Below are 19,723 nucleotides of genomic sequence, written 5' to 3'. Positions count from 1 at the left end.
CTCAGTTGGTAGAGCACGACCTTGCCAAGGTCGGGGTCGCGAGTTCGAGTCTCGTTTCCCGCTCCAATATTCCATGGCACCAACCATGGACATCACTCTCAAGGCAATGCCTTGTCAGCATGGCGCGTTAGCAAAGCGGTTATGCAGCGGATTGCAAATCCGTTTAGTCCGGTTCGACTCCGGAACGTGCCTCCATTTTCTCCCTGTTTTCCATATCCCTGACGTTGTCCATCCGCCCTGGCGGCCCAGGATGATGCTTCATTGCATGTCAGTCAGCCGTGAACAACCTTCCCGTTGCCACGTTTTGTGCAGATGTAGATCCATCTCGGCCAATGCCTCGCCCCTGGATCCGGACCTCTCTTCGCCCCCCTGTTCTGCCAGCGCGGCCATCTCCTTTATCAGCAAACCGCATTGCCACAGGCTGGCGGTGGGGACCCCGTGATAGGGGATGTCGATGGCATCGTCACGATTGAGCCGCCACTCCTGCCACTGGCTCCAGGCGAGCACGCCCAATGCCCCCAGCAGCACTGCATCCACAAGTTTCATCCTGTGTTCTCCCGTTCTGGTCCAGTCCTCGTTAACTCTGGAACAGGGGCCGCGTTTTGCCACCTTTGTTGTTTTTTAGTTAAAGAATGTAACCCGGTTTCATTTTTAGGCTTTTAGACCCATTTTTTATCAAAAAATGGCGCTGTCGGTGTAGTAATCCTACAATGATTGGCGTAATCTTTGTTCAGTGGTCTTACCAGTGAGGCGTTACATCATGTTTCATCCCTTCTCCCTGACTCAGATAATCCTTCGCCGCATCTTCGTCCTGATGGCGGGTCTGCTCGCCTTCCCGGTGATGCTGTTTCGCCGGGATCGCGCCCGTTTCTACAGCTACCTGCACCGCATCTGGAGCAAGACCAGCACCAAGCCGGTCTGGCTCAAGATGAGCGAGCGAGGGGAGCGGATCTTCTACTGATCCTCCCCGTGACGCCCGTTTCACCCGGCGCCAGACTGGCGTGACAGGCAGGGCGCACCTCCCGATATAAAAAAACCGACACCCTGGTGTCGGTTTTTTTAGGCTATGTCCCAATTACGTGTTGCATCGGGTGCCCTAGCGCCTCATGCAAACACATCTTGGTATTTACCTCCCTGCCGTAACGTTCCAGCATCCTGCGCCAGCCCAGATAATTCCTCAGGTAGTGGGTTGCGACTCCATGGAATCGTTCCATCCACTCCTTCAACCGCCGGTGATATCCGTTCACATGCTGGATGTGGTATGCCCCAATGACTCGCTCACCTCGACGGTTGTACACCACCTGATGTGTTATGCCCCGAGCTTGGCTGAAACTGGCATACACCCCTGCACCATCACTGCAGAGCACTGCATCGGGCGCGATGAGTGGCTGCAACACCGCTTTCACCGTCTGCGCATCCAGCCTTTCCAGCTGAAAGTCGGCTTGATGGCCCGCCCTGTCCTGCACCACCATCACCGGGATGTAATCCCGCCCGGTCCCCCGGGTACGCCCTTTCCCGCCACGATGTCTTGCCGGACGAGGCAACCCTCGCTGCCCCTTGAACGATTCGAGGAAGAAGGTTTCATCCACTTCCACAATGCCTTCTTCCCATGTTGCCTGGTGGTTTGCCATCGCCTTCAGGAAGCGGTGACGCCACAAGAAGGCGGTGTTCTTGCAAACACCGCAGCGGACGGCGGCCTGGCGGACAGTGAGCCCGTCGATGAGAGCCTGGGCGTAGTCCTCCCAATGCTCAGCCTTACGTAATCTGGCCAAAGGCGTCTTGGTGAGGAGGGAGCTGGTTCGCCGACACTGCTTACAACGGTAACGACGCAGCCCACGGCTCCAGCCCCAGGGGGCCAGCTGGGTGGCATCCGCCTGGCAGTGGGGACAGCCGCAGCATGTGGGTAACTGGGCATGGAGGGACGTAATCGGGTGTGGAGCGGCGAGCTCATGCTGAGCGACACGGCGCTGACGCAGAGTAAGTAATGGAAAGAGGGACAACAGGTGTTGGAAGGCTGGCGTATCCATGATGAAGGTCCTCGCGGTGATGACCTACTTCCAGATTAGCCTTCCAACACATAATTGGGACAGCGCCTTTTTTTATGGGGCTCGAACCGCCACCGGCCTTGTATCCATGGCCGGTCCACGTTGTCTCTTGTCCCTGTGGGCGACCCTTTATGCCGCACTCTCAGCCACATTCTCAGTTGCGCCCGTGCGACATGACGGGAGGAGGGACTGGCGGTACTCAGGGCGCTGGCCCCAGGGTGGCCAGCGCCGCGCGCAGACGGGCGAGGCCGATGGGCTTGAACAGGCAGTCGTTCATGCCGGCGGCGAGGCAAAGCTCCCGCTCGCGAGGCTGGGCATGGGCGGTGAAGCCCCAGACGGGCAGGTCATGGCCAAGGGCACGCAGGCTGCGGGTCAGCTCGAAGCCGTCCATCACCGGCATCTGGCAGTCGGTGATGACCAGATCGAAGGGGTGGCTGGCGAGGGCGCGCAGGGCCTCCAGGCCATTGCTGCGCACACTGACGTCGTGTCCCAGGTGCTTGAGCTGCTGGCGCAGCAGGATCTGGTTGGCGTGATTGTCATCGACCACCAGGATATGCAGCCGATGGGGGAGGGGTTGAGCCTGGTGGGGCTGGGGCGCCGGCATTGCCGTGATCGGGGCGGGGGGTTGCTGAGCGAGCGTGAGGGGCAGCCTTATCTCGAGCCGGGTGCCTTCGCCGACCTGGCTGTGAACGGCTATCTCCCCCCCCATCATCTGGCACAGGATGCGGGCGATGTTGAGGCCCAGCCCGCTGCCGGGGAACTGGCCCTGGCCGTGGGCGCGATAGAAGGGGGTGAAGAGCCGGGGCAGCTTGTCCGCGGGAATGCCGGCTCCGGTGTCGGTGATGGTGAGGTGCAGCACAGGAGGCTGCTCGCCCCCGGTCAGGGTGGCGGTAATGGCGACCCGGCCCTGCTCGGTGAACTTGATGGCGTTGCCGATGAGATTGAAGAGGATCTGGCGCAGGCGAAGGGGATCGATCAGCACCCTTGGCATGGGGGTGTCGGGCAGCCTGACCTCATAGAGCAGCCCCTTCTGCTCGGCCATGCCCGCAAAGACCCGGGTGACGGACGAGAGCAGGGGAGCGAGATCGCAGGGGGTGGGAGTCAGGGTCATCTGGCCCGCCTCTATGGAGGCGATATCCAGGCTGTCCCCCAGCAGATCCAGCAGGCCGTTGGCGGAGCGAGCACCTCCATCGCTTCTGCGGCACTCTCCACCTGGGTGATGCGGCTGCCCTCCAGTCTCTGTGCGAGGGGCACATGGTGCGTCATCGCCACCGTCTTGCCCGCCAGACGCCGGAGGGTGTCGATCCCTTGTTCCTCCTGGCGGGTGAGGATCACATAGATGTTGTCGGTGGCGTAGGGCACCGAGGTGCGCAGCCCGTAGTGTTCAGCCACCTGCTGGGAGATGGCGCCGATGAGGTCGATGGCGCCTGACTGCATGGCTTTTGCCAGTTGACGCTCGGAGTCTGCCCGCACGAACTCGAAGGTGAGGCCGGTGCGTGTGCGGATCTTGTCCAGCATGTCCACCGTCATGCCGACCAGCTGGCCGTCATGATCCAGGGCGCCATAGGGGTAGAGGTTGTCCATCAGCCACACCCTGATGGGGGGCGCTTGCCGCATCCAGGCCCGCTCGGCGGCATCATAGAGATCGGCGCTTCGCTCGCTCATGTCGCGGATGGGCCCGTTCCACTGGGTGAAGAGGGTATTGCGCGCCCGGTCGTCGATGGCCGCCAGCCCCCGGTTGACCAGGCTGAGCAGGGCGGGCTCGGTGGCCGGGACGGCAAAGCGGAACTCGGCAGGCGCCAGATCGGGCGGGGCCTCGCCCCGCTGGCGAAGGTTGTCGAAGCGCTCGCTGTTGAGGTAGTGGGTGGCGTGGGCATCCCCCAGCAGGATGTCGTCGCGGCCGAAGAAGACCGCATCGAACGCCTCCATGTTGGAGGGATAGGTCACCAGGGTGAGGGTGGGGTAGTAGCGGCCAAAGCGCGCCCTGTCTATCTGATCCCGGACGGCGGCCACCCGCTGTCCCGGTGTGAGCAGTGCCCCCCGATAACGTCTGGGCACGGAGAAGACGAGGGGGCTGCTGAAATAGGGGTTGCTCAGGCGGATGGCCCGGGTGTCACTGTCCGCCAGGGTGAGATTGCCGAGGCTGGCGAGGTGTATCTCCCCCCGTGCCAGGGCACGGAGCAGGTGCGCCTTGTCGGGGAAGGCGCTCAGGGCAACGGGTTTGTCCAGCATCCGGGCCAGCAGGTCGATGTAGTCGGCACTGAGCCCCTCGACGCGCTGGCGAGCGATCATGGTGAAGGGGCGGTAGTCCTCTTGCAGGATGCCGACCCGCAGTTGGGACTGCTGGCGCAGCCATCCGAGCTCCGCCTCCGACCAGCGGGGAGGCAGCGGGGCGGGATCGTAGCGGCTGTGCAGGGTCAGGGCCTGCACAGGTTGAAGGCAGAGCAGACAGAGCAGGATCAGTGTTCGATATAGGTTCATCTAGCCACCCGACGCGACAGCCATCCCTGCCAAGCCTCATCCAATGGCGGCCATTCTACCGGAAAATGGCTATAACGAGTCCGCTATTTCTCCACGCGCGTCGGCGAGAGCACGTCAAGCAGGGCGGCCTGGCCGCCCGCCCTCAACCGAACTGGTAGGCCCCCATGTAGAGGCTGCCGTAATCCCAGCTGTCGTGCAGCTTTCGGGGTCTGTCGGCCCCCGCCGCGCCGAGCGCCACAAACAGGGGGCGCAGGTGATCGTCGTGGGGATGGGATTCCACCGCGCCCGGCGCCCGGGCCCGGTAATCTTCCAGCGCCCCCCTGTCTCCCTCTGCCATGGTCTGCTCCAGCCAGCGGGCAAACTGACTGGCCCACTGGGGAACCGGCGAGCCGTCCGGCCCGAGGGCACGCAGGTTGTGGGTGATGGCGCCGGAGGCGAGGATGCCGATCCCTTGCTCGCGCAGCCCCTGCAATGCCTCCCCCAGTTGCCACAGCTGGGCCGGGGTGAAGCTGGCCGGGATGGCGATCTGCACCAGGGGGAGTTCACTGTCCGGATCCATCAGGGAGAGGGGGGACCAGACCCCGTGATCCAGCTCGCGGCGCACCGGGGTGGTGGGCAGGCCGGCCAGCAGCAGCTGATCGCTCACCGCTTCCTGCAACCATTGCGGGCTCGTCGCGGGCCAGCGGATCTGGTAGAGGGGCTCGGGGAAGCCGTAGAAGTCGTACATCAGGGCCGGGCTGGGCTCGACGTTGATCTGCAGCTCGCTTCGGCTGAACCAGTGGGCCGAGATCACCACCAGCCCTCTGGCACCCTCGAGGCGCAGTTGCTTCAGGAACCGGGTCGCGGGCTGATCGCGCAGGACCAGATCCGGGGCGCCGTGGGAGATGAACCAGACAGGGGCGATAGACATGACAGACTCCATATGCGTTGTGCCGATGCGCGCGGCGCACCGACAACCCGAGGCCAGGGCGACATGCCGCTGACGATGTGGTCATTATCTGCCCCTATTGATGGGTTAACAATCAGGCTTTAAGGATAAGCACTCTTCACTTTTGGTTGATAGTCTGGCATCAGGGCGAGGGAGACCGGGGCAGAAACGACAACGCCGGCGCAGTGCGCCGGCGTTGTGATCAGGGTCCGTCGGACGTGGCCTCTGAGGGGATGCCCCGCAGCGCCGCCTCCAAGATCAACGCAGGCCCCTAGCGGGTTTATTGAATGCCCAGCAGCTCCACGTCGAAGATGAGGACTGAGCCCGGCGGGATCTTGCCGGCGGCGCGATCGCCATAGGCCAGGTTGGCGGGGATGTAGAAGCGGGTCTTCTCCCCTTCCACCATCAGTTGCACCCCTTCGGTCCAGCCCTTGATCACCTGGTTGAGGCCGAACTCGATGGGTTCGCCACGGGCGACGGAGCTGTCGAACACGGTGCCGTCCAGCAGCTTGCCCTCGTAGTGCACCTTCACCTTGCTGGTGGCGGTGGGGTGAACGGTACCGGTGCCCGGGGTCAGCACTTCGTACTGCAGGCCGGAGGCGGTGGTGGTCACCAGGGGTTTTTCCTGGTTGCTGGCGAGGAACTCGGCCCCCTTGCGCACGTTCTCTTCCGCCAGCTTCCGGTTGTTGCTGCTGGAGTAGAAGTAGTAGGCGGCGCCGGCGATAAGAAGGGCTATCAGAATGAATTTCATCGGTTTTTCCTGTTCCTTGAAATCAGAGTGCAATGAAGGGGCATCTTATCCCAGCCGGGGAGGGAGGGCGAGGGGGGATGCCGGAGGATGTGACCGGACGGGCAAGGCACCGGGGGCATGATGCCCCCGGTTCGGATTTACTTGACGGCCACCATCATCAGGGCGGGCAGGGCGAAGAAGAGCCCGGCCACGTAACCCAGCGCCAGCAGCTTGTTCTCGCTGCCGACCCGGGCCAGGGCTTCGGCGGCCTTGATGGGCAGCTCCCGCAGGAAGGGCACCCCGTAGATGAGCACCACGGCGAAGAGGTTGAACAGCACGTGGACCAGGGCGATGGTCAGGGCGAGCTGGGCACCGGCACCGCTGATGGCGGTGGCGGCCAGCAGGGCGGTGATGGTGGTGCCGATGTTGGCCCCCAGGGTGAAGGGGTAGAGCTGGCGGGTGCTGAACACGCCGCCTCCCGCCAGGGGGATCATCAGGCTGGTGGTGGTGGAGGAGGACTGCACCATCACGGTGACCAGGGTGCCGGAGGCGATGCCGGTGAGCGGGCCACGGCCCAGGGCCTTGTGCAGCAGCTCCTTGGCACGGCCCACCATGACCTGTTGCAGCACCTTGCCAAGGGCGGTGACGCAGAACAGGATGAGCAGAATCCCGATGAGAATGGTGGCGATGGCGCCCCCCTTGCCCGGCAGGAAGGCGACGGCACCGTCGATGAGATCCAGGGACGGGGAGATGAGGGGCTTCATGAAATCCATCCCCTTCATCGACATGTCGGCGGAGCCCAGCAGCAGGCTGGCAATCCCTTCCGCACTCTTTTGCAGCAGACCGAACATCAGCTCCAGGGGCAGGAAGATGAAGACCGCCAGCAGGTTGAAGAAGTCGTGCACGGTGGCGGCGGCGAAGGCGCGGCGAAACTCGCCTCGGTCCCGGATGTGCCCCAGGGAGACGATGGTGTTGGTGATGGTGGTGCCGAGGTTGGCCCCCATCACCATGGGGATGGCCATGGCCATGGGCAGGCCCCCTGCCACCAGACCGACGATCACCGAGGTGACGGTGCTGGAGGATTGCACCAGGGCGGTGGCCAGGATGCCGAGCAGCAGCGCGACGAAGGGGTTGTTGGCGAAGGCGAAGATCTGGGCCGCGCCCTCGGCGCCGCCGGAGAAGCCCTTGAAGCCGTGGGAGACGGCGCCAACGGCGACCAGGATCAGGTAGATCAGCGTGATCACCGCGAGCCAGTTGAACAGGGGGCCGGGACGACGGATCTGCTGGGGTGCGGAAGATGCGGTGCTGTGCATATGGCCTCTTGGGGTCGTTCTGCGTTGAAAATGGACGGGCGCATTACAACAAGGCTCCATGACAGAAATATGACAACGTGACACTTTTATGATGCTTTGGTGACAGGGCGGCAGGGGGCGTCGCAGACAAAAGGTGTCGGAGCAAACGCCGATATGACGCCATCCGGCTCATCACCGGCCCCCGCCCTTGCACTGGGATCCCAGGGTTATATGCTGCCGGACTTTCCTGTCTTGAAACTGAGGAAGTGATGATGCGTGCATGGGTTTTGTGCCTCTCCCTGGGTCTGCTGTCTGCCGGTGCGCAGGCCAGCGTGTTCAAGTCCGAGTGCAACCTCGACAAGGCGGTCAGGAACGAGGCGATGAACGCCACCCTGGGGGTCAAGGGCAACTGCGATGCCGACAAGCTGGTGCGCAAGCAGAAGGAGAAGGCCAATGCCGAGGTGAAGAAACACACCACGGACGTGCTGGACAAGAAGACGGCGGGACTGAAAGAGACCAGGCAGCACACCAATGCGGCCCTGAACAAGCAGAGTGCCGGTGTGAAGCAGGCGCAGGACAAGGTCAACCAGACCCGCAAGGATGTCAACGCCGTGACCAGGGATCCGGTCAAGGCGGCCGCCACGGCCGTGCTCAATCAGGGGTGAGGGTCCGCGCACCGGACGTCTGAATGCAAGAAGGGGAGCCATGGGCTCCCCTTCTGTTTGGGCGTGTGTGCCGCCTTACTGGCCGTCGGCCGCTTCCTCGTACTGACGGAAGGGGATGCGGAACACGGCGAGGCGCAGGAAGAGGTAGGTGACCCCGATCCCCGCCCAGATGAGGCCAAGCTCCAGGGAGCTCTGCTCCAGGTTGATCCAGAGGGCGCCGATGGTGGCGGCCCCCAGCAGCGGCAGCACCAGGAACAGCAGGTGTTCCTTGAGGCTCTTGTTGCGCTTCTCGCGCACCCAGAACTGGCCGATCACCGAGAGGTTGACGAAGGTGAAGGCCACCAGGGCGCCGAAGTTCACCAGGGCCAGGGCCATGTCCAGATCGAAGGAGACCGCGGAGAGGGCCAGGGCCCCCACCAGCAGCACGTTGATGGCCGGGGTGCGCCAGGTGGGGTGGATATAGCCGAACACCCGCTCCGGGATCATGCGATCGCGCCCCATCACGTAGAGGATGCGCGACACGCCGGCGTGGGCCGCCATGCCGGAGGCGAGCACGGCCGCGGTGGTGCACACCAGCACCACGCTCTGGAACAGGGTGCCACCCACGTAGAGGGCGATCTCCGGCAGCACGGCGTCCGGCTCCTTGAAGCGGGCCAGATCCGGGAAGAACAGCTGCAGGCTGTAGGAGACGGTGACGAAGATGATGCCGCCGATGAGGGCCGTCAGCACGATGGCACGGGGGATCACCTTGCCGGCATTCGGGGTCTCTTCGGAGAGAGAGCTCAGGCCGTCGAAGCCCAGGAACGAGAAGCAGAGGATGGTGGCGCCGGTGAACAGCGGCAGCATGCTGGCAGACTCCACATGGAACGGACGGCTGCTCATCAGGGTGCCGGCCCCTTCACCGTGACTCAGGCCCCAGGCGATGAGGCCGAGGAAGGTGACGATGATGGCGATCTGGATGAAGACGATGAAGCCGTTGAGGTTCGCCACCAGCTTGATGCCGCGCAGGTTCAGGAAGGTCATCACGGTCACCAGACCGAAGATGAAGATCCAGGGCTCCACGGTGGGGAACATGGCGGTCAGGTAGATCTTGGCCAGCAGAATGTTGATCATCGGCATGAACATGTAGTCCAGCAGGGAAGACCAGCCCACCATGAAGCCCACATAGGGGTGGAACACCTTCTGGGCATAGGTGTAGGCGGAGCCTGCGGACGGGAAGCGGCGCACCAGGTGGCCGTAGCTGAACGCGGTCAGCAGGATGCCGCCGAGCGCCAGCAGGTAGGCGGTGGCCACGCGACCATCCGTGATGTCACCGACGATGGCGAAGGTATCGAATACCGCCATGGGCGTGAGGTAAGCCAGACCCATCACCACGACCTGGAACAGGGTGAGGGTCTTGAGCAGCTTGGCACCGGCCATCACGCTTTCTCCTCTGCACAGGCCCCGTGGGCGAGATGGGACGGGATCAGGGACGCGGGAACGCGTCGCTGGACACAGGGGGCGCCCATCTGTGGCACAGATGCGTGGCGCACGCCGGCGGGGACCGGCAGGAAAGCAGTGAAATGCCCCATGTTTTTCCTCACAACGTCGGGAGATTGCTTGGCAATCTGGGTATCAATTCCGGCACATGGCCGGCCTCTTGGTGAATGGTGGTGTGCCCCAGAAAAGCAAAGAACCGATGTTGTTGAAACATCGGCTCTCAAGGGGCGCCGTATTGTGCCCTCAGGGGGGGGAGGAGACAAGCGAAAAAGGCCGCCAGCGGGGAATTTGTTCCCCCCGTGAGCGATCACTTCGCCACCGCTGCCGGAAAGTCGATGACAACCTTGTCATCAGACGGGGTCCTGCTTTGCGACCATGCGAAACCGGCGCCCTGGGGGCGCCGGTTTCGCTCAGGAGGCGTCCTGCTCGGGGCGGCCGAGGCGGACCCGGAACACGGTGAGGCGCAGCAGCAGGTAGATGGCGCCGAGGGCGGCCCAGATCAGCCCCAGCTCGAAGGAGGCGGGCTCCAGGTTGAGCCAGAGCACCCCGATGCAGGCGGCGCCGCACAGGGGCAGGGCGAGGAACAGCAGGTGATCCTTCAGGGTCTTGTTGTGACCCAGCCTGAGATAGAAGTGGGCAATCACCGCCAGGTTGACGAAGGTGAAGGCCACCAGGGCGCCGAAGTTGATGAGCGCCAGCGCCATCTCCAGATCGAAGGCCACCGCCGAGAGGGCCAGCATGCCCACCAGCAGCACGTTGAGAGCCGGGGTCTGCCAGGTGGGGTGGATGTAGCCGAAGACGCGGCTCGGCAGGGCGCGATCCCGGCCCATCACGTAGAGCAGGCGCGACACCCCGGCGTGGGAGGCGAGCCCCGAGGCGAGCACCGCCACCGTGGTGCAGACCAGCACCACCGCCTGGAACAGCTTGCCACCCACATAGAGGGCGATCTCCGGCAGCACCGCATCCGGCTGCTGGAAGCGGGAGATGTCCGGGAAGAAGAGCTGCAGGAAGTAAGAGACCGAGATGAAGAGCACGCCGCCGATGAGGGCGGTGAGCACGATGGCGCGGGGGATCACCCGATCCGCGTTCGGGGTCTCCTCCGACAGGGTGGTGATGGCGTCAAACCCGAGGAACGACAGGCAGAGGATGGAGGCGCCGGTCAGCAGGGGATTGATGTGCATCTGCTCGGAGAAGAAGGGACGGCTGCTCGCCACCGTGCCGAGCCCCTCGCCGTGGCTCACGCCCCAGGCGATGAGGCCGATGAAGACGGCGATGATGCTGAACTGCATGATGACGATCAGGCTGTTGAAGTTCGCCACCAGCTTGATGCCCCGCAGGTTCAGGAAGGTCATGACGGCGGCCAGGGCCAGGATGTAGGTCCAGGGGGCCACGCCGGGGAAGAGGGCCTCCATGTAGATCTTGGCCAGCAGCATGTTGATCATGGGCATGAACATGTAGTCGAGCAGGGAGACCCAACCCACCATGAAGCCCACATAGGGGTGGAACACCTTCTGGGCATAGGTGTAGGCGGAGCCTGCCGAGGGGAACTTGCGCACCAGGTGGCCGTAGCTCATGGCGGTGAACAGCATGCCGATGAGGGCGAGCAGGTAGGCGGTCGGCACATGGCCTTCGGTGATCTCGGTGACGATGCCGAAGGTGTCGAACACCGCCATGGGGGTGAGATAGGCCAGCCCCATAATGACCACGTGCCAGAGTTTCAGGCTTTTTTTCAGACCGGCGGGGTGCGGGTGCATCAGGCGATCCCCCGCAGGCTGGCTGACGGGATCAGGCTGACGGTGAGGTCATCCTGCACGGTGGGGGCGCCAGTCCGGGATGCGGACGGATGGCGCAGACCGGCGCGGGCCGGCAGGAAAGCGATGATATGCCCCATGGAGTTCCTCACTAAGAAGCGGGTGTCGTGAGATGGCGTGCCACCTCGTTATCATTTCCGGTCTGTTCCGGCCTCGTTATGGATTTGTTTGGCGCAAAAAAAGAACCGGGCTCCGATGAGCGGACGGTCCTTGAATACGGCGGCGCATTGTGCATTCGTGATGCCCCCTTGACAAGCATATCAAGGGAGCAAAAACGCATTTTTTTGCACGTGGGCGAACGCGGTCTTCCGGATCAGGCCAGGGAGGCGGACAGGGCCTGCTCCAGCAGGTCGAGTCCCTCGTCGATGATGGCCACCGGGGCGGTCAGGGGGGCGAGGAAACGGATCACGTTGCCACGCACGCCGCAGGCCAGCAGCACCAGCCCCCGCTTGCCCGCCTCGGCCACCAGCCGCTTGGTGAGATCCGGGTCCGGTCTGGCGGCATCTCCCTCCTTCACCAGCTCCATGGCCACCATGGCGCCGGGGCCACGGATGTTGCCGATGCAGTCAAACCGTGTCGCCAGCTGGTGCAGGCGTGCCTTGATCTGCTCCCCCTGGGCCAGGGCCTTCTGGTTCAGGCGCTCCTCCTCGATCACCTCCAGCACCGCCAGGGCGGCGGCGCAGGCGATGGGGGAGCCCGCATAGGTGCCCCCCAGGCCACCGGGCTTGGCGGCATTCATCACCTCGCTCTTGCCCACCACGGCAGAGAGCGGGAAGCCGCCGGCCAGGCTCTTGGCGAGGGTCATGATGTCGGGTTCGACACCGCTGTATTCGGTGGCGAAGGTCTTGCCGGTGCGACAGAAACCGGTCTGGATCTCGTCGCAGATGAGCAGGATGCCGTGCTGGTCGCACACCTGGCGCAGGCGCTGCATGAAGCTGGCGGAGGCGGGGTAGAAGCCCCCTTCCCCCTGCACCGGCTCGATGATGATGGCGGCCACCCGGGTGGGTTCGATGTCGGCGCTGAAGCAGAGATCCAGCGCGGCCAGGGCATCGTCTTCACTCACACCCAGGTAATCGGCGGGGAAGGGGAGGTGATAGACCTCCCCCGGGAAGGGGCCGAAGCCGGTCTTGTAGGGCACCACCTTGCCGGTGAGGGCCATGCCCATCATGGTGCGGCCGTGGAAGCCCCCCTTGAAGGCGATGGTGCCGCTGCGACCGGTGTGGGCGCGGGCGATCTTGATGGCGTTCTCCACCGCCTCGGCGCCGGTGGAGAGGAAGAGGGTGCGCTTGGGGGTGGGGCCGGGCACCAGGGCGTTGAGCTTCTCCGCCAGCTCGATATAGCCGGAGTAGGGGGTGACCTGGAAGCAGGTGTGGCTGAACTTCTCGAGCTGCTCGCGCACCGCCGCCACCACCTTGGGGTGGTTGTGGCCGGTGTTGAGCACGGCGATGCCGGAGGCAAAGTCGATGTAGCGGTTGCCCTCCACGTCCCACAGCTCGGCGTTGTGCGCCCGGTCGATGAAGACCGGCAGCAGGGTGCCGACCCCCTGGACCACGGCCGCTTCGCGGCGGGCCTGCCACTGCTGGTTGTTGCTTGAATGACTCATCTTTCCTCCCTGAGGGGCATGGGCCCCCGCTGTTCCTGTGCCATCTGGCCATATGTGTGCCGCCAACTGCCTTCGGGCAGGGCGGCCTGTTCGCAAAAGGGGGCCCCGGGCGTGCCCTCAGGGCCCACAAGGCGCTCGGTCGTGACCGGCGACCCCCTCTTTCTATCTGTAAAAGCGATGGGCTGTGTCATAACGCATCTGTTTTAACGATGCGATTGCCCTTTCATTTCCCTCAGCGAATGCCGCCAAAGCAGAGGTATTTGGTCTCCAGGTACTCCTCCAGCCCTTCGGCCGCCCCTTCCCGGCCCAGTCCCGACTCCTTGATCCCGCCAAAGGGGGCCAGTTCGGTGGAGATGATCCCCTCGTTGATCCCCACCATGCCGTATTCGAGCCCCTCGGCCACCCGCCACACCCGGGCGATGTCGCGGCCATAGAAGTAGGCGGCCAGGCCATAGGGGGTGTCGTTGGCAAGCGCAATGGCCTCGGCTTCCGTCTCGAAGCGCACCAGAGGGGCGACGGGCCCGAAGATCTCCTCGTCCAGAATGGGGTTGCCCCGGGTGACCCCGGTCAGGATGGTGGGGTGATAGAAGAGGGGACCGGCGGGGTGGGCGTCGCCCCCCACCAGCACCCGGGCACCGGCGGCGACCGATTGCTGCACCAGCTCGGCCACCTTGCTGGCGGCGGCCGGGTTGATGAGGGGCCCGATCTGGACGCCCTCGCCCATGCCGTCTCCCACCTTGAAGGCCTTGACTGCGGCGGCGAGCTTCTCGGCGAAGGCGTCATAGACGCTGGCCTGCACCAGGATGCGGTTGGCGCAGACGCAGGTCTGGCCGGCGTTGCGGTATTTGGACGCCAGGGCCCCGGCCACGGCGGCGTCGAGGTCGGCGTCGTCAAAGACGATGAAGGGGGCGTTGCCGCCAAGCTCCAGGGAGAGGCGCTTCATGGTGTCGGCGCACTGGCGCATCAGCAGTTTGCCGATGCGGGTGGAGCCGGTGAAGGAGAGCTTGCGCACCACGGGGTTGCTGCACAGCTCGTTGCCCACCGCGCTCGCCTGATGGGAGGTGACGATGTTGATGACCCCGGCGGGAATGCCCGCCTGCTCCGCCAGTACCGCCAGCGCCAGGGCGCAGAGGGGCGTTTCGGCGGCGGGCTTGATGACGATAGTACAACCGGCGGCCAGCGCCGGACCCGCCTTGCGGGTGATCATGGCGATGGGGAAGTTCCAGGGGGTGATGGCGGCCACGACCCCCACCGGCTGCTTGATGGTGGCCAGGCGCCGATCGGCGGAGAAGCCGGGGATGGTGCGGCCATAGGCACGCTTGCCCTCTTCCGCGAACCACTGGATGAAGCTGGCGCCGTAAGCCACCTCTCCTTTGGCTTCCGCCAGCGGCTTGCCCTGCTCGCAGGTCATGATACGGGCGAGCTCCTCCTGGTTGGCCATGATGCGCTCGAACCAGGCGTAGAGTTTGCTGCTGCGCTCCTTGGCGGTGAGGGCCGCCCAGGCGGGTTGCGCCGCGTGGGCGGCCGCGATGGCGAGGCGGGTATCCTCCCCGTCCATGTCGGGCACCTGGGTAATGACCTGGCCGGTGGCCGGGTTCAGGACCTCGAACCGGCGCCCGCCCAGGGACTCGCACCAGCGGCCGTCGACATAGGCCAGGGATTTGATCAGGGAGAGAGCAGGTTGTGATGCTGACATAAGTAAGGGGCCTCGATAGTGGGTCTGGGTGGCGCGTTTATGTGGGCACCGCCGTATAGAATAATAAGCACGTAACGACCATAAAATGAGCCGAAATGTTTTTCAAGTGTTAAATATATTTGAGTGAACTGGGCGTCACATGCTAGAAATGGGGCTGTTAGCGCGATTGTAGCGGTTTTCATTGCGCAGGGTGTGCAAAATAATGAACGCTCTGGGTTGTGCAGGATAGTGAACGGGGCTGACGTTCCTGACTCACTATATTGACCAGTCGGCCCCAGGTATTCGAATGACCATGGAAGGAGGTGGGCGATGGAGCAATCCCGTGGCGAGGTCCGGTGGCGGACCATGACGGACAACCCCCTGGCGGAGCACGAGAGAAACATGGGGGAGCGGCTTGCCCGGATCCGCAGGGAGCTCGGGCTCTCCCAGCGCCGGGTGGCGGAGCTGAGCGGCCTGACCCACGGCGCCATCTGCATGATAGAGCAGAACAAGGTGAGCCCCTCGGTGGCCTCCCTGCAAAAGCTGCTGAGCGTCTATGAGCTGCCGTTGTCGCGCTTCTTCGCCGAAGAGGAGGTGGCGAGCACGCCCAGCGTGGTGATCAAGGCGGAGCAGCTCATCGAGCTCGGCAGCCAGGGGGTCTCCATGAAGCTGGTGCACAACGGCAACAATCGGCGCCAGCTCGGCTTCATGCTGGAGACCTATGCCCCCGGCACCGACACCGGCGGCGTGGTGAAGCATCAGGGGGAAGAGGTGGGCACCGTGCTGGAAGGGTCGGTGCTGCTGACCCTGGCCGGCCAGACCTATGAACTGTGCGCCGGGGACAGCTATGTCATCGACACCGGCGAGCCCCACAGTTTCAGCAATCCCTCGGGGCAGGTCTGCCGCATCGTCAGCGCCCACACCCCGGCCAGCTTTTAATGTGAACAACCCGTTGTGTTGGAAACGAACCGGTAAGGAAACAGGGATCATGACCGAACATGTAAAGAGTTACTACGCAGCCAGTGCCAACAAACACGCGCCCTATCCCACGCTCACCGAGCAGCTGGAGTGCGACGTCTGCGTCATAGGCGCAGGCTACACCGGCCTCTCCAGTGCGCTGCATCTGGTGGAGAAGGGGTACAAGGTGGTGGTGCTGGAGGCGGCCAGGGTCGGCTTTGGCGCCAGCGGCCGCAACGGCGGCCAGATCGTCAACTCCTACAGCCGCGACATCGACACCATCGAAGCGAACTGCCCGCCGGATCAGGCCAGGCTGCTCGGCTCCATGTTGTTTGAGGGGGGCCAGATCATCCGCGAGCGGATCAAACGCTACAACATCCAGTGCGATCTGCAGGAGGGCGGGGTCTTTGCCGCCGAGACCGAGAAGCAGCTTCACGAACTCAAGGCGCAGAAGGCGCGCTGGGAGAAGTGGGGCAACGACCAGCTGGAGCTGCTCGATGCCGACGGGGTGCGCCAGGTGGTCGCGAGCGATCGTTACGTCGGCGCCCTGCTGGACAAGAGCGGCGGCCATATCCATCCCCTCAACCTGGCGCTGGGGGAGGCGGAAGCCATCCGCATGCAGGGGGGGCTTATCTTCGAGCAGTCCGCCGTCACCAGCATTACTCCGGGTCAGCCGGCGTTGGTCAAGACCGCCAAAGGGGCGGTGAAGGCACGCTTTATCGTGGTGGCCGGCAACGCCTACCTTGGCAATCTGGTGCCGGAACTGGCCAGCAAGAGCATGCCTTGCGGCACCCAGGTGATCGCCACCGAAGTGCTGGGAGAGGAGCGGGCCCGTTCACTCTTGCCACAGAACTACTGTCTGGAGGATTGCAACTACCTGCTCGACTACTACCGTACCTCCGGCGATCACCGGCTCATCTATGGCGGCGGCGTGGTCTACGGGGCGCGGGATCCGGCGGACATCGAGCGGCTGATCATCCCCAAGATGCTCAAGACTTTCCCGCAGCTGGCCGACGTCAAGGTGGAGTACACCTGGACCGGCAACTTCCTGCTCACCCTGTCGCGCCTGCCGCAGTTTGGCCGCATCGGTCACAACATCTACTACATGCAGGGCTACAGCGGCCACGGCGTCACCTGTACCCATCTGGCGGGCAAGCTGCTCTCCGAGGTGCTGAGCGGTCAGGCGGAGCGCTTCGATGCGTTCGCCAGGCTGCCGCACTACCCCTTCCCGGGTGGCCGCCTGCTGCGCATCCCCTTCACCGCCGCCGGCGCCGCCTGGTACACCCTGCGCGATCGCCTGGGGGTGTGATGTCACCGATGGCCCGCCAGGCTGGCTGGCGACAACAAGCAGAGGGAGGCGTTATGCCTCCCTCGTTTTTTGCCGTCAACCTGCCGGGGCCCTGACGGGGCTAGAAGCGGTAGGGGAAGCGGATCCCGATGGTGTAGTCCGGTGCATCCGTGGTGAGCCCGGCAGACCAGTTGACCGCCATGGAGAGGTTGTCGGTGATGGCCCAGGTCGACCCCATGCCAAAGCTGGCGGCGTTGGCATCGGAGCCGGTGACCTTCTCCATGGCAAAGCCTTCGGACCCCTGCTCGGACTCCATGGTGACGCGCTGGTTGATGTTGAAGGAGAGGCTGAAGCGTTCGTTGAGGGCGAATGCGACCCCCAGGCCATATTCATACCAGTCCCCCAGCTGGATGCTGCCGGGCTGGTTGCCGGGCTGGTAGGAGATATCGTCAAAGTCCTGCTTGAGGCTGTGACCATAGTTGAGGCTGGCAAACAGGATGGCGGGATCCATGGTCTTGACCAGGGAGAAGCCGGTGGAGAGCTGCCAGAGCCCGTTGCCGGTGGCGAGCTCCTTGGGGGTCACCAGGTTGCCCGATTCCGAGGTGTTGATCTCGATGCCGTAAGGATCCTTGCCGGTCGGCGCCTTGGCCCGGAAGTTCCACACCAGATCCGGCCAATCCTCGCTCTCGGCCATGACCCTGTAGTAGATGGCGAGGCTGAGATCCCCCAGACCGCCATCGCTGACGCTCTGCTCCTCGAAGTCGCGGCTGGAGTTCTCCTTGCCGGTGCTCTGGTAGTTGGTGTTGCGGAACATGTAGGGGAGGGCCAGCTCCAGTTGCCAGCGATCGTTGAGGGTGTAGCGGGTGATGACATCCGCCGTCCACTGATCGGAGCGCACCCGATCCAGGTTGATTTCGCCAAGGAAGATGGCGTCCAGGGCGAGGAAGCCGCGCAGGGCGAGATCCTTGCGGTTGTAGTGCTGATAGGAGAGGCCCACATCGACGGTCAGGGCGCGGTCGAACACATTGTGCTGTTCGATCATCAGGTCTTCGGTACTGCGGCCGACTTCCGGCGTGCGCCGTGAGGCGTCCTGCTGGGTGGAGGCGACGGCGGCCCCGGCTCCGACTCCGACCCCGGCGGTTGCCGTCGTGGCACCGGCGGCCTTGACGGCCTCCAGGCGGGCCTGGAGCTGATGAAGGGCCTGATTTTGCTGGATCAGTTGCTGGCGCAGGAGATCCAGCTGTTGTTGCAGGGCCTCCTCCTCGGCCGTGGCCCCCCAGCAGGCGAAGGGGGCGAGGGCAATCAACAGCATGCGAGACTGTTTCATCGGGATACGTCCTTGTTGTTTATCATCCTTTCTGATGGTTCAGCCCCCGGGCTCACCGGTGCTCAGCGCGAAAACCAGATGCGGGTCTGATTGAGCGTCTGCAAACCGTCCCCTCTGACCTTGTTGAACTGCAGCAGCCCCCGGCTGAAGTCGGTACCGCGCAGGCTCTGCTCCAGCAGGACCCGGCCGTCGGAAGAGTGTAGTTGCAAGCCGGCATAATTCCCCGAGACCCGATAAGTGGCGGTGCCAAGATCGCCCTGGTGCTCGTAGCTGCCCGCCTGAACCAGGTGTCCCGTCATGGTCGGAGTGGTCAGTTCAATACCGGTCTGGTTGACCGAGCTGTTGCCGCTCCCCTCCAGTTGAACGACCTGCACCAGCCCGGCCCCCTGCACCTGGGCCTCCTTGGCGGGCGTGGCCGCGGGCTTGACCTCATCCTTGACGCGCACATCCAGCTTGGGTTTGTTTTGCACAATGCTCAGCGCCAGGTTCATGGCCGCCGTCTGCTGGGCCTGGGCCGTGGTCAGTGACGAGATGAACTCGATGCCGAAGTAGCTGATGCCATGGCTGCTGACATAGCGGCCGCGCAGGTGGGCCAGCTCCCCGTCCGCCAGTTCGGGCGCAAAGTGGTCTGACAGATGGGCCAGCGGGTCCGGTGCTGCCAGCAGCGGAGAGGCGATGCCACCCAGGCTGCAGAGGAGGCATAGGGCGGGTCGGGTATTCATGATGACCTCACATTAGCTCTTTGTGCTGAAAACCGAATTCCAGCAGGGATGTTTCATTGACCGGGGCGAAGAGCCCATCCTTGCCTCTGACAGAGAGCGGGGGAGAGGGGTTGGCAAGGGGGGCATCGGGACGATAGCCCGCGCCGATGACGGCGAGGAGGATGCCGTTCCAGCTCTCCTTGAACTCCTTGAACGTGATCACCCGGTTGCCGAGGGCCGGGTCTGCCAGATAGACGCGATCGTGGCGATCGATGGCCCGCAGCACGGCAAAGTGCTGATAGCCGCGAATGTTGAGCAGGACGATGGTGGGCACCCTCACCTGGCGCAGTTTTTCATCGCCCAGTCGATACCCTCTGACCCGCATGCCGAGCATTTGCAGGTACTGCTTCATGTCGAGCATGGAGAAGCCGTAGTGCTTGACCTGCTCCGGGTCTGCCATGGCAAGCATGCCATCCATGACCCAGCGTTCATTGGTTGCATGGCCGTAGGCGTAGCGCAAGATGGTGGCGACGGCGGCGGCCCCGCAACTGAAATCCGTATGTTGGCGCTCGATGTTGGCGTACCGGCGCTCCAGAATGCTCTGTACCGGTTTGTTGAGATCCCCCAGCGCCGGGAGATGCTCCCCCAGTGGCACCGAGCCTGCCCAGACGGCAGGACAGCACAGCAACAGCAACAGCCAGCGCATTCAGACCTCCAGTGTCAGGGAAAAAGGGGGCACTG

19 protein-coding genes and 1 tRNA gene are annotated in these 19,723 nt (G+C 63.9%); 5 read left to right on the top strand and 15 right to left on the bottom strand.

The genetic code is table 11. From position 1 onward, the window contains the following. Positions 1–121 precede the first annotated feature (121 nt). A tRNA-Cys gene (locus BGO64_RS20585) sits at positions 122–195 on the top strand. A 63-nt stretch (positions 196–258) separates the two neighbouring features. Here the strand turns inward: BGO64_RS20585 and BGO64_RS20580 are convergent. Next, on the bottom strand, positions 259–546 hold the full coding sequence (locus BGO64_RS20580) for a hypothetical protein (RefSeq protein WP_286701288.1): 288 nt from the start codon (positions 544–546) through the stop codon (positions 259–261). A 214-nt stretch (positions 547–760) separates the two neighbouring features. Between BGO64_RS20580 and BGO64_RS20575 the strand changes: the two genes are divergently transcribed. Further along, a complete protein-coding gene (locus BGO64_RS20575; RefSeq protein ID WP_010673543.1) occupies positions 761–961 on the top strand; it encodes a YbfA family protein in 201 nt (66 codons plus the stop codon). A gap of 103 nt (positions 962–1,064) precedes the next feature. Here BGO64_RS20575 and BGO64_RS20570 read toward each other — a convergent pair whose 3' ends face one another. The 6 genes from BGO64_RS20570 to BGO64_RS20545 all read right to left on the bottom strand — a co-directional run bounded on the left by BGO64_RS20570 (position 1,065) and on the right by BGO64_RS20545 (position 7,497). Further along, complete coding sequence (locus BGO64_RS20570) at positions 1,065–2,027, bottom strand: IS1595 family transposase (RefSeq protein ID WP_244060821.1); 963 nt, start codon at positions 2,025–2,027, stop codon at positions 1,065–1,067. Positions 2,028–2,244: 217 nt separating this feature from the next. Further along, the gene (locus BGO64_RS20565; RefSeq protein ID WP_286701287.1) at positions 2,245–3,156 is read right to left on the bottom strand and encodes an ATP-binding protein; all 912 of its coding nucleotides are present in this window, start codon (positions 3,154–3,156) and stop codon (positions 2,245–2,247) included. An 11-nt stretch (positions 3,157–3,167) separates the two neighbouring features. Continuing rightward, positions 3,168–4,526 carry a transporter substrate-binding domain-containing protein gene (locus BGO64_RS20560; RefSeq protein WP_286701286.1) on the bottom strand — a complete coding sequence of 453 codons (1,359 nt, stop codon included), beginning with the start codon at positions 4,524–4,526 and terminating at the stop codon, positions 3,168–3,170. A 142-nt stretch (positions 4,527–4,668) separates the two neighbouring features. Then, positions 4,669–5,436 carry a DODA-type extradiol aromatic ring-opening family dioxygenase gene (locus BGO64_RS20555; RefSeq protein ID WP_286701285.1) on the bottom strand — a complete coding sequence of 256 codons (768 nt, stop codon included), beginning with the start codon at positions 5,434–5,436 and terminating at the stop codon, positions 4,669–4,671. Between the two features lie 298 nt (positions 5,437–5,734). Continuing rightward, positions 5,735–6,205: a BamJ family beta-barrel-assembly machinery protein gene (gene bamJ / locus BGO64_RS20550; RefSeq protein ID WP_010673545.1), complete on the bottom strand. Its 471-nt coding sequence runs from the start codon at positions 6,203–6,205 to the stop codon at positions 5,735–5,737. Positions 6,206–6,342: 137 nt separating this feature from the next. Beyond that, a complete protein-coding gene (locus tag BGO64_RS20545; protein WP_042881131.1) occupies positions 6,343–7,497 on the bottom strand; it encodes a Na/Pi symporter in 1,155 nt (384 codons plus the stop codon). Positions 7,498–7,748: 251 nt separating this feature from the next. Here BGO64_RS20545 and BGO64_RS20540 point away from each other — a divergent pair, with 251 nt between their 5' ends. Beyond that, entirely contained in the window at positions 7,749–8,141 is a 393-nt protein-coding gene (locus BGO64_RS20540; protein WP_029314009.1) for a hypothetical protein, read from the top strand. Between the two features lie 75 nt (positions 8,142–8,216). On the opposite strand, the gene BGO64_RS20535 is transcribed toward BGO64_RS20540, so the two are convergent. The 5 genes from BGO64_RS20535 to BGO64_RS20515 form a co-directional block, all read right to left on the bottom strand. Next, on the bottom strand, positions 8,217–9,560 hold the full coding sequence (locus tag BGO64_RS20535) for an APC family permease (protein ID WP_039039328.1): 1,344 nt from the start codon (positions 9,558–9,560) through the stop codon (positions 8,217–8,219). Positions 9,561–10,030: 470 nt separating this feature from the next. Beyond that, positions 10,031–11,374 carry an APC family permease gene (locus BGO64_RS20530; protein WP_041214747.1) on the bottom strand — a complete coding sequence of 448 codons (1,344 nt, stop codon included), beginning with the start codon at positions 11,372–11,374 and terminating at the stop codon, positions 10,031–10,033. After that, positions 11,374–11,511, bottom strand: coding sequence for a hypothetical protein (locus tag BGO64_RS20525; protein WP_164882979.1), 138 nt, complete (start codon positions 11,509–11,511; stop codon positions 11,374–11,376). Before BGO64_RS20525 ends, BGO64_RS20530 begins: the two co-directional genes overlap by 1 nt. A 233-nt stretch (positions 11,512–11,744) precedes the next feature. Beyond that, entirely contained in the window at positions 11,745–13,034 is a 1,290-nt protein-coding gene (gabT, locus tag BGO64_RS20520; protein WP_286701284.1) for a 4-aminobutyrate--2-oxoglutarate transaminase, read from the bottom strand. A 232-nt stretch (positions 13,035–13,266) separates the two neighbouring features. Next, positions 13,267–14,730: an NAD-dependent succinate-semialdehyde dehydrogenase gene (locus tag BGO64_RS20515; RefSeq protein ID WP_010673552.1), complete on the bottom strand. Its 1,464-nt coding sequence runs from the start codon at positions 14,728–14,730 to the stop codon at positions 13,267–13,269. A gap of 309 nt (positions 14,731–15,039) precedes the next feature. Between BGO64_RS20515 and puuR the strand changes: the two genes are divergently transcribed. Together puuR and BGO64_RS20505 are read left to right on the top strand one after the other, a co-directional pair. Further along, on the top strand, positions 15,040–15,648 hold the full coding sequence (gene puuR, locus BGO64_RS20510) for an HTH-type transcriptional regulator PuuR (RefSeq protein WP_029314011.1): 609 nt from the start codon (positions 15,040–15,042) through the stop codon (positions 15,646–15,648). Positions 15,649–15,697: 49 nt separating this feature from the next. Beyond that, positions 15,698–16,975: an NAD(P)/FAD-dependent oxidoreductase gene (locus BGO64_RS20505; protein WP_286701283.1), complete on the top strand. Its 1,278-nt coding sequence runs from the start codon at positions 15,698–15,700 to the stop codon at positions 16,973–16,975. Between the two features lie 100 nt (positions 16,976–17,075). Here BGO64_RS20505 and BGO64_RS20500 read toward each other — a convergent pair whose 3' ends face one another. From BGO64_RS20500 to BGO64_RS20490, 3 genes are all read right to left on the bottom strand, one after another. Further along, entirely contained in the window at positions 17,076–18,281 is a 1,206-nt protein-coding gene (locus tag BGO64_RS20500; protein WP_043155822.1) for a transporter, read from the bottom strand. Positions 18,282–18,343: 62 nt separating this feature from the next. Then, positions 18,344–19,003, bottom strand: a complete 660-nt coding sequence (locus BGO64_RS20495) for a hypothetical protein (protein WP_010673556.1) — start codon at positions 19,001–19,003, stop codon at positions 18,344–18,346. 7 nt (positions 19,004–19,010) lie between these two features. Further along, positions 19,011–19,688, bottom strand: coding sequence for a C39 family peptidase (locus tag BGO64_RS20490; RefSeq protein WP_039039335.1), 678 nt, complete (start codon positions 19,686–19,688; stop codon positions 19,011–19,013). Between the last annotated feature and the right edge of the window lie 35 nt (positions 19,689–19,723).

This window comes from Aeromonas sp. 62-46, assembly GCF_001898585.1.
GTDB classification, from domain to species: Bacteria; Pseudomonadota; Gammaproteobacteria; order Enterobacterales; family Aeromonadaceae; genus Aeromonas; species Aeromonas caviae.
The sequence above is the reverse complement of the archived record's forward strand: the minus strand, read 5'-3'. Positions and strand labels throughout refer to the sequence as shown.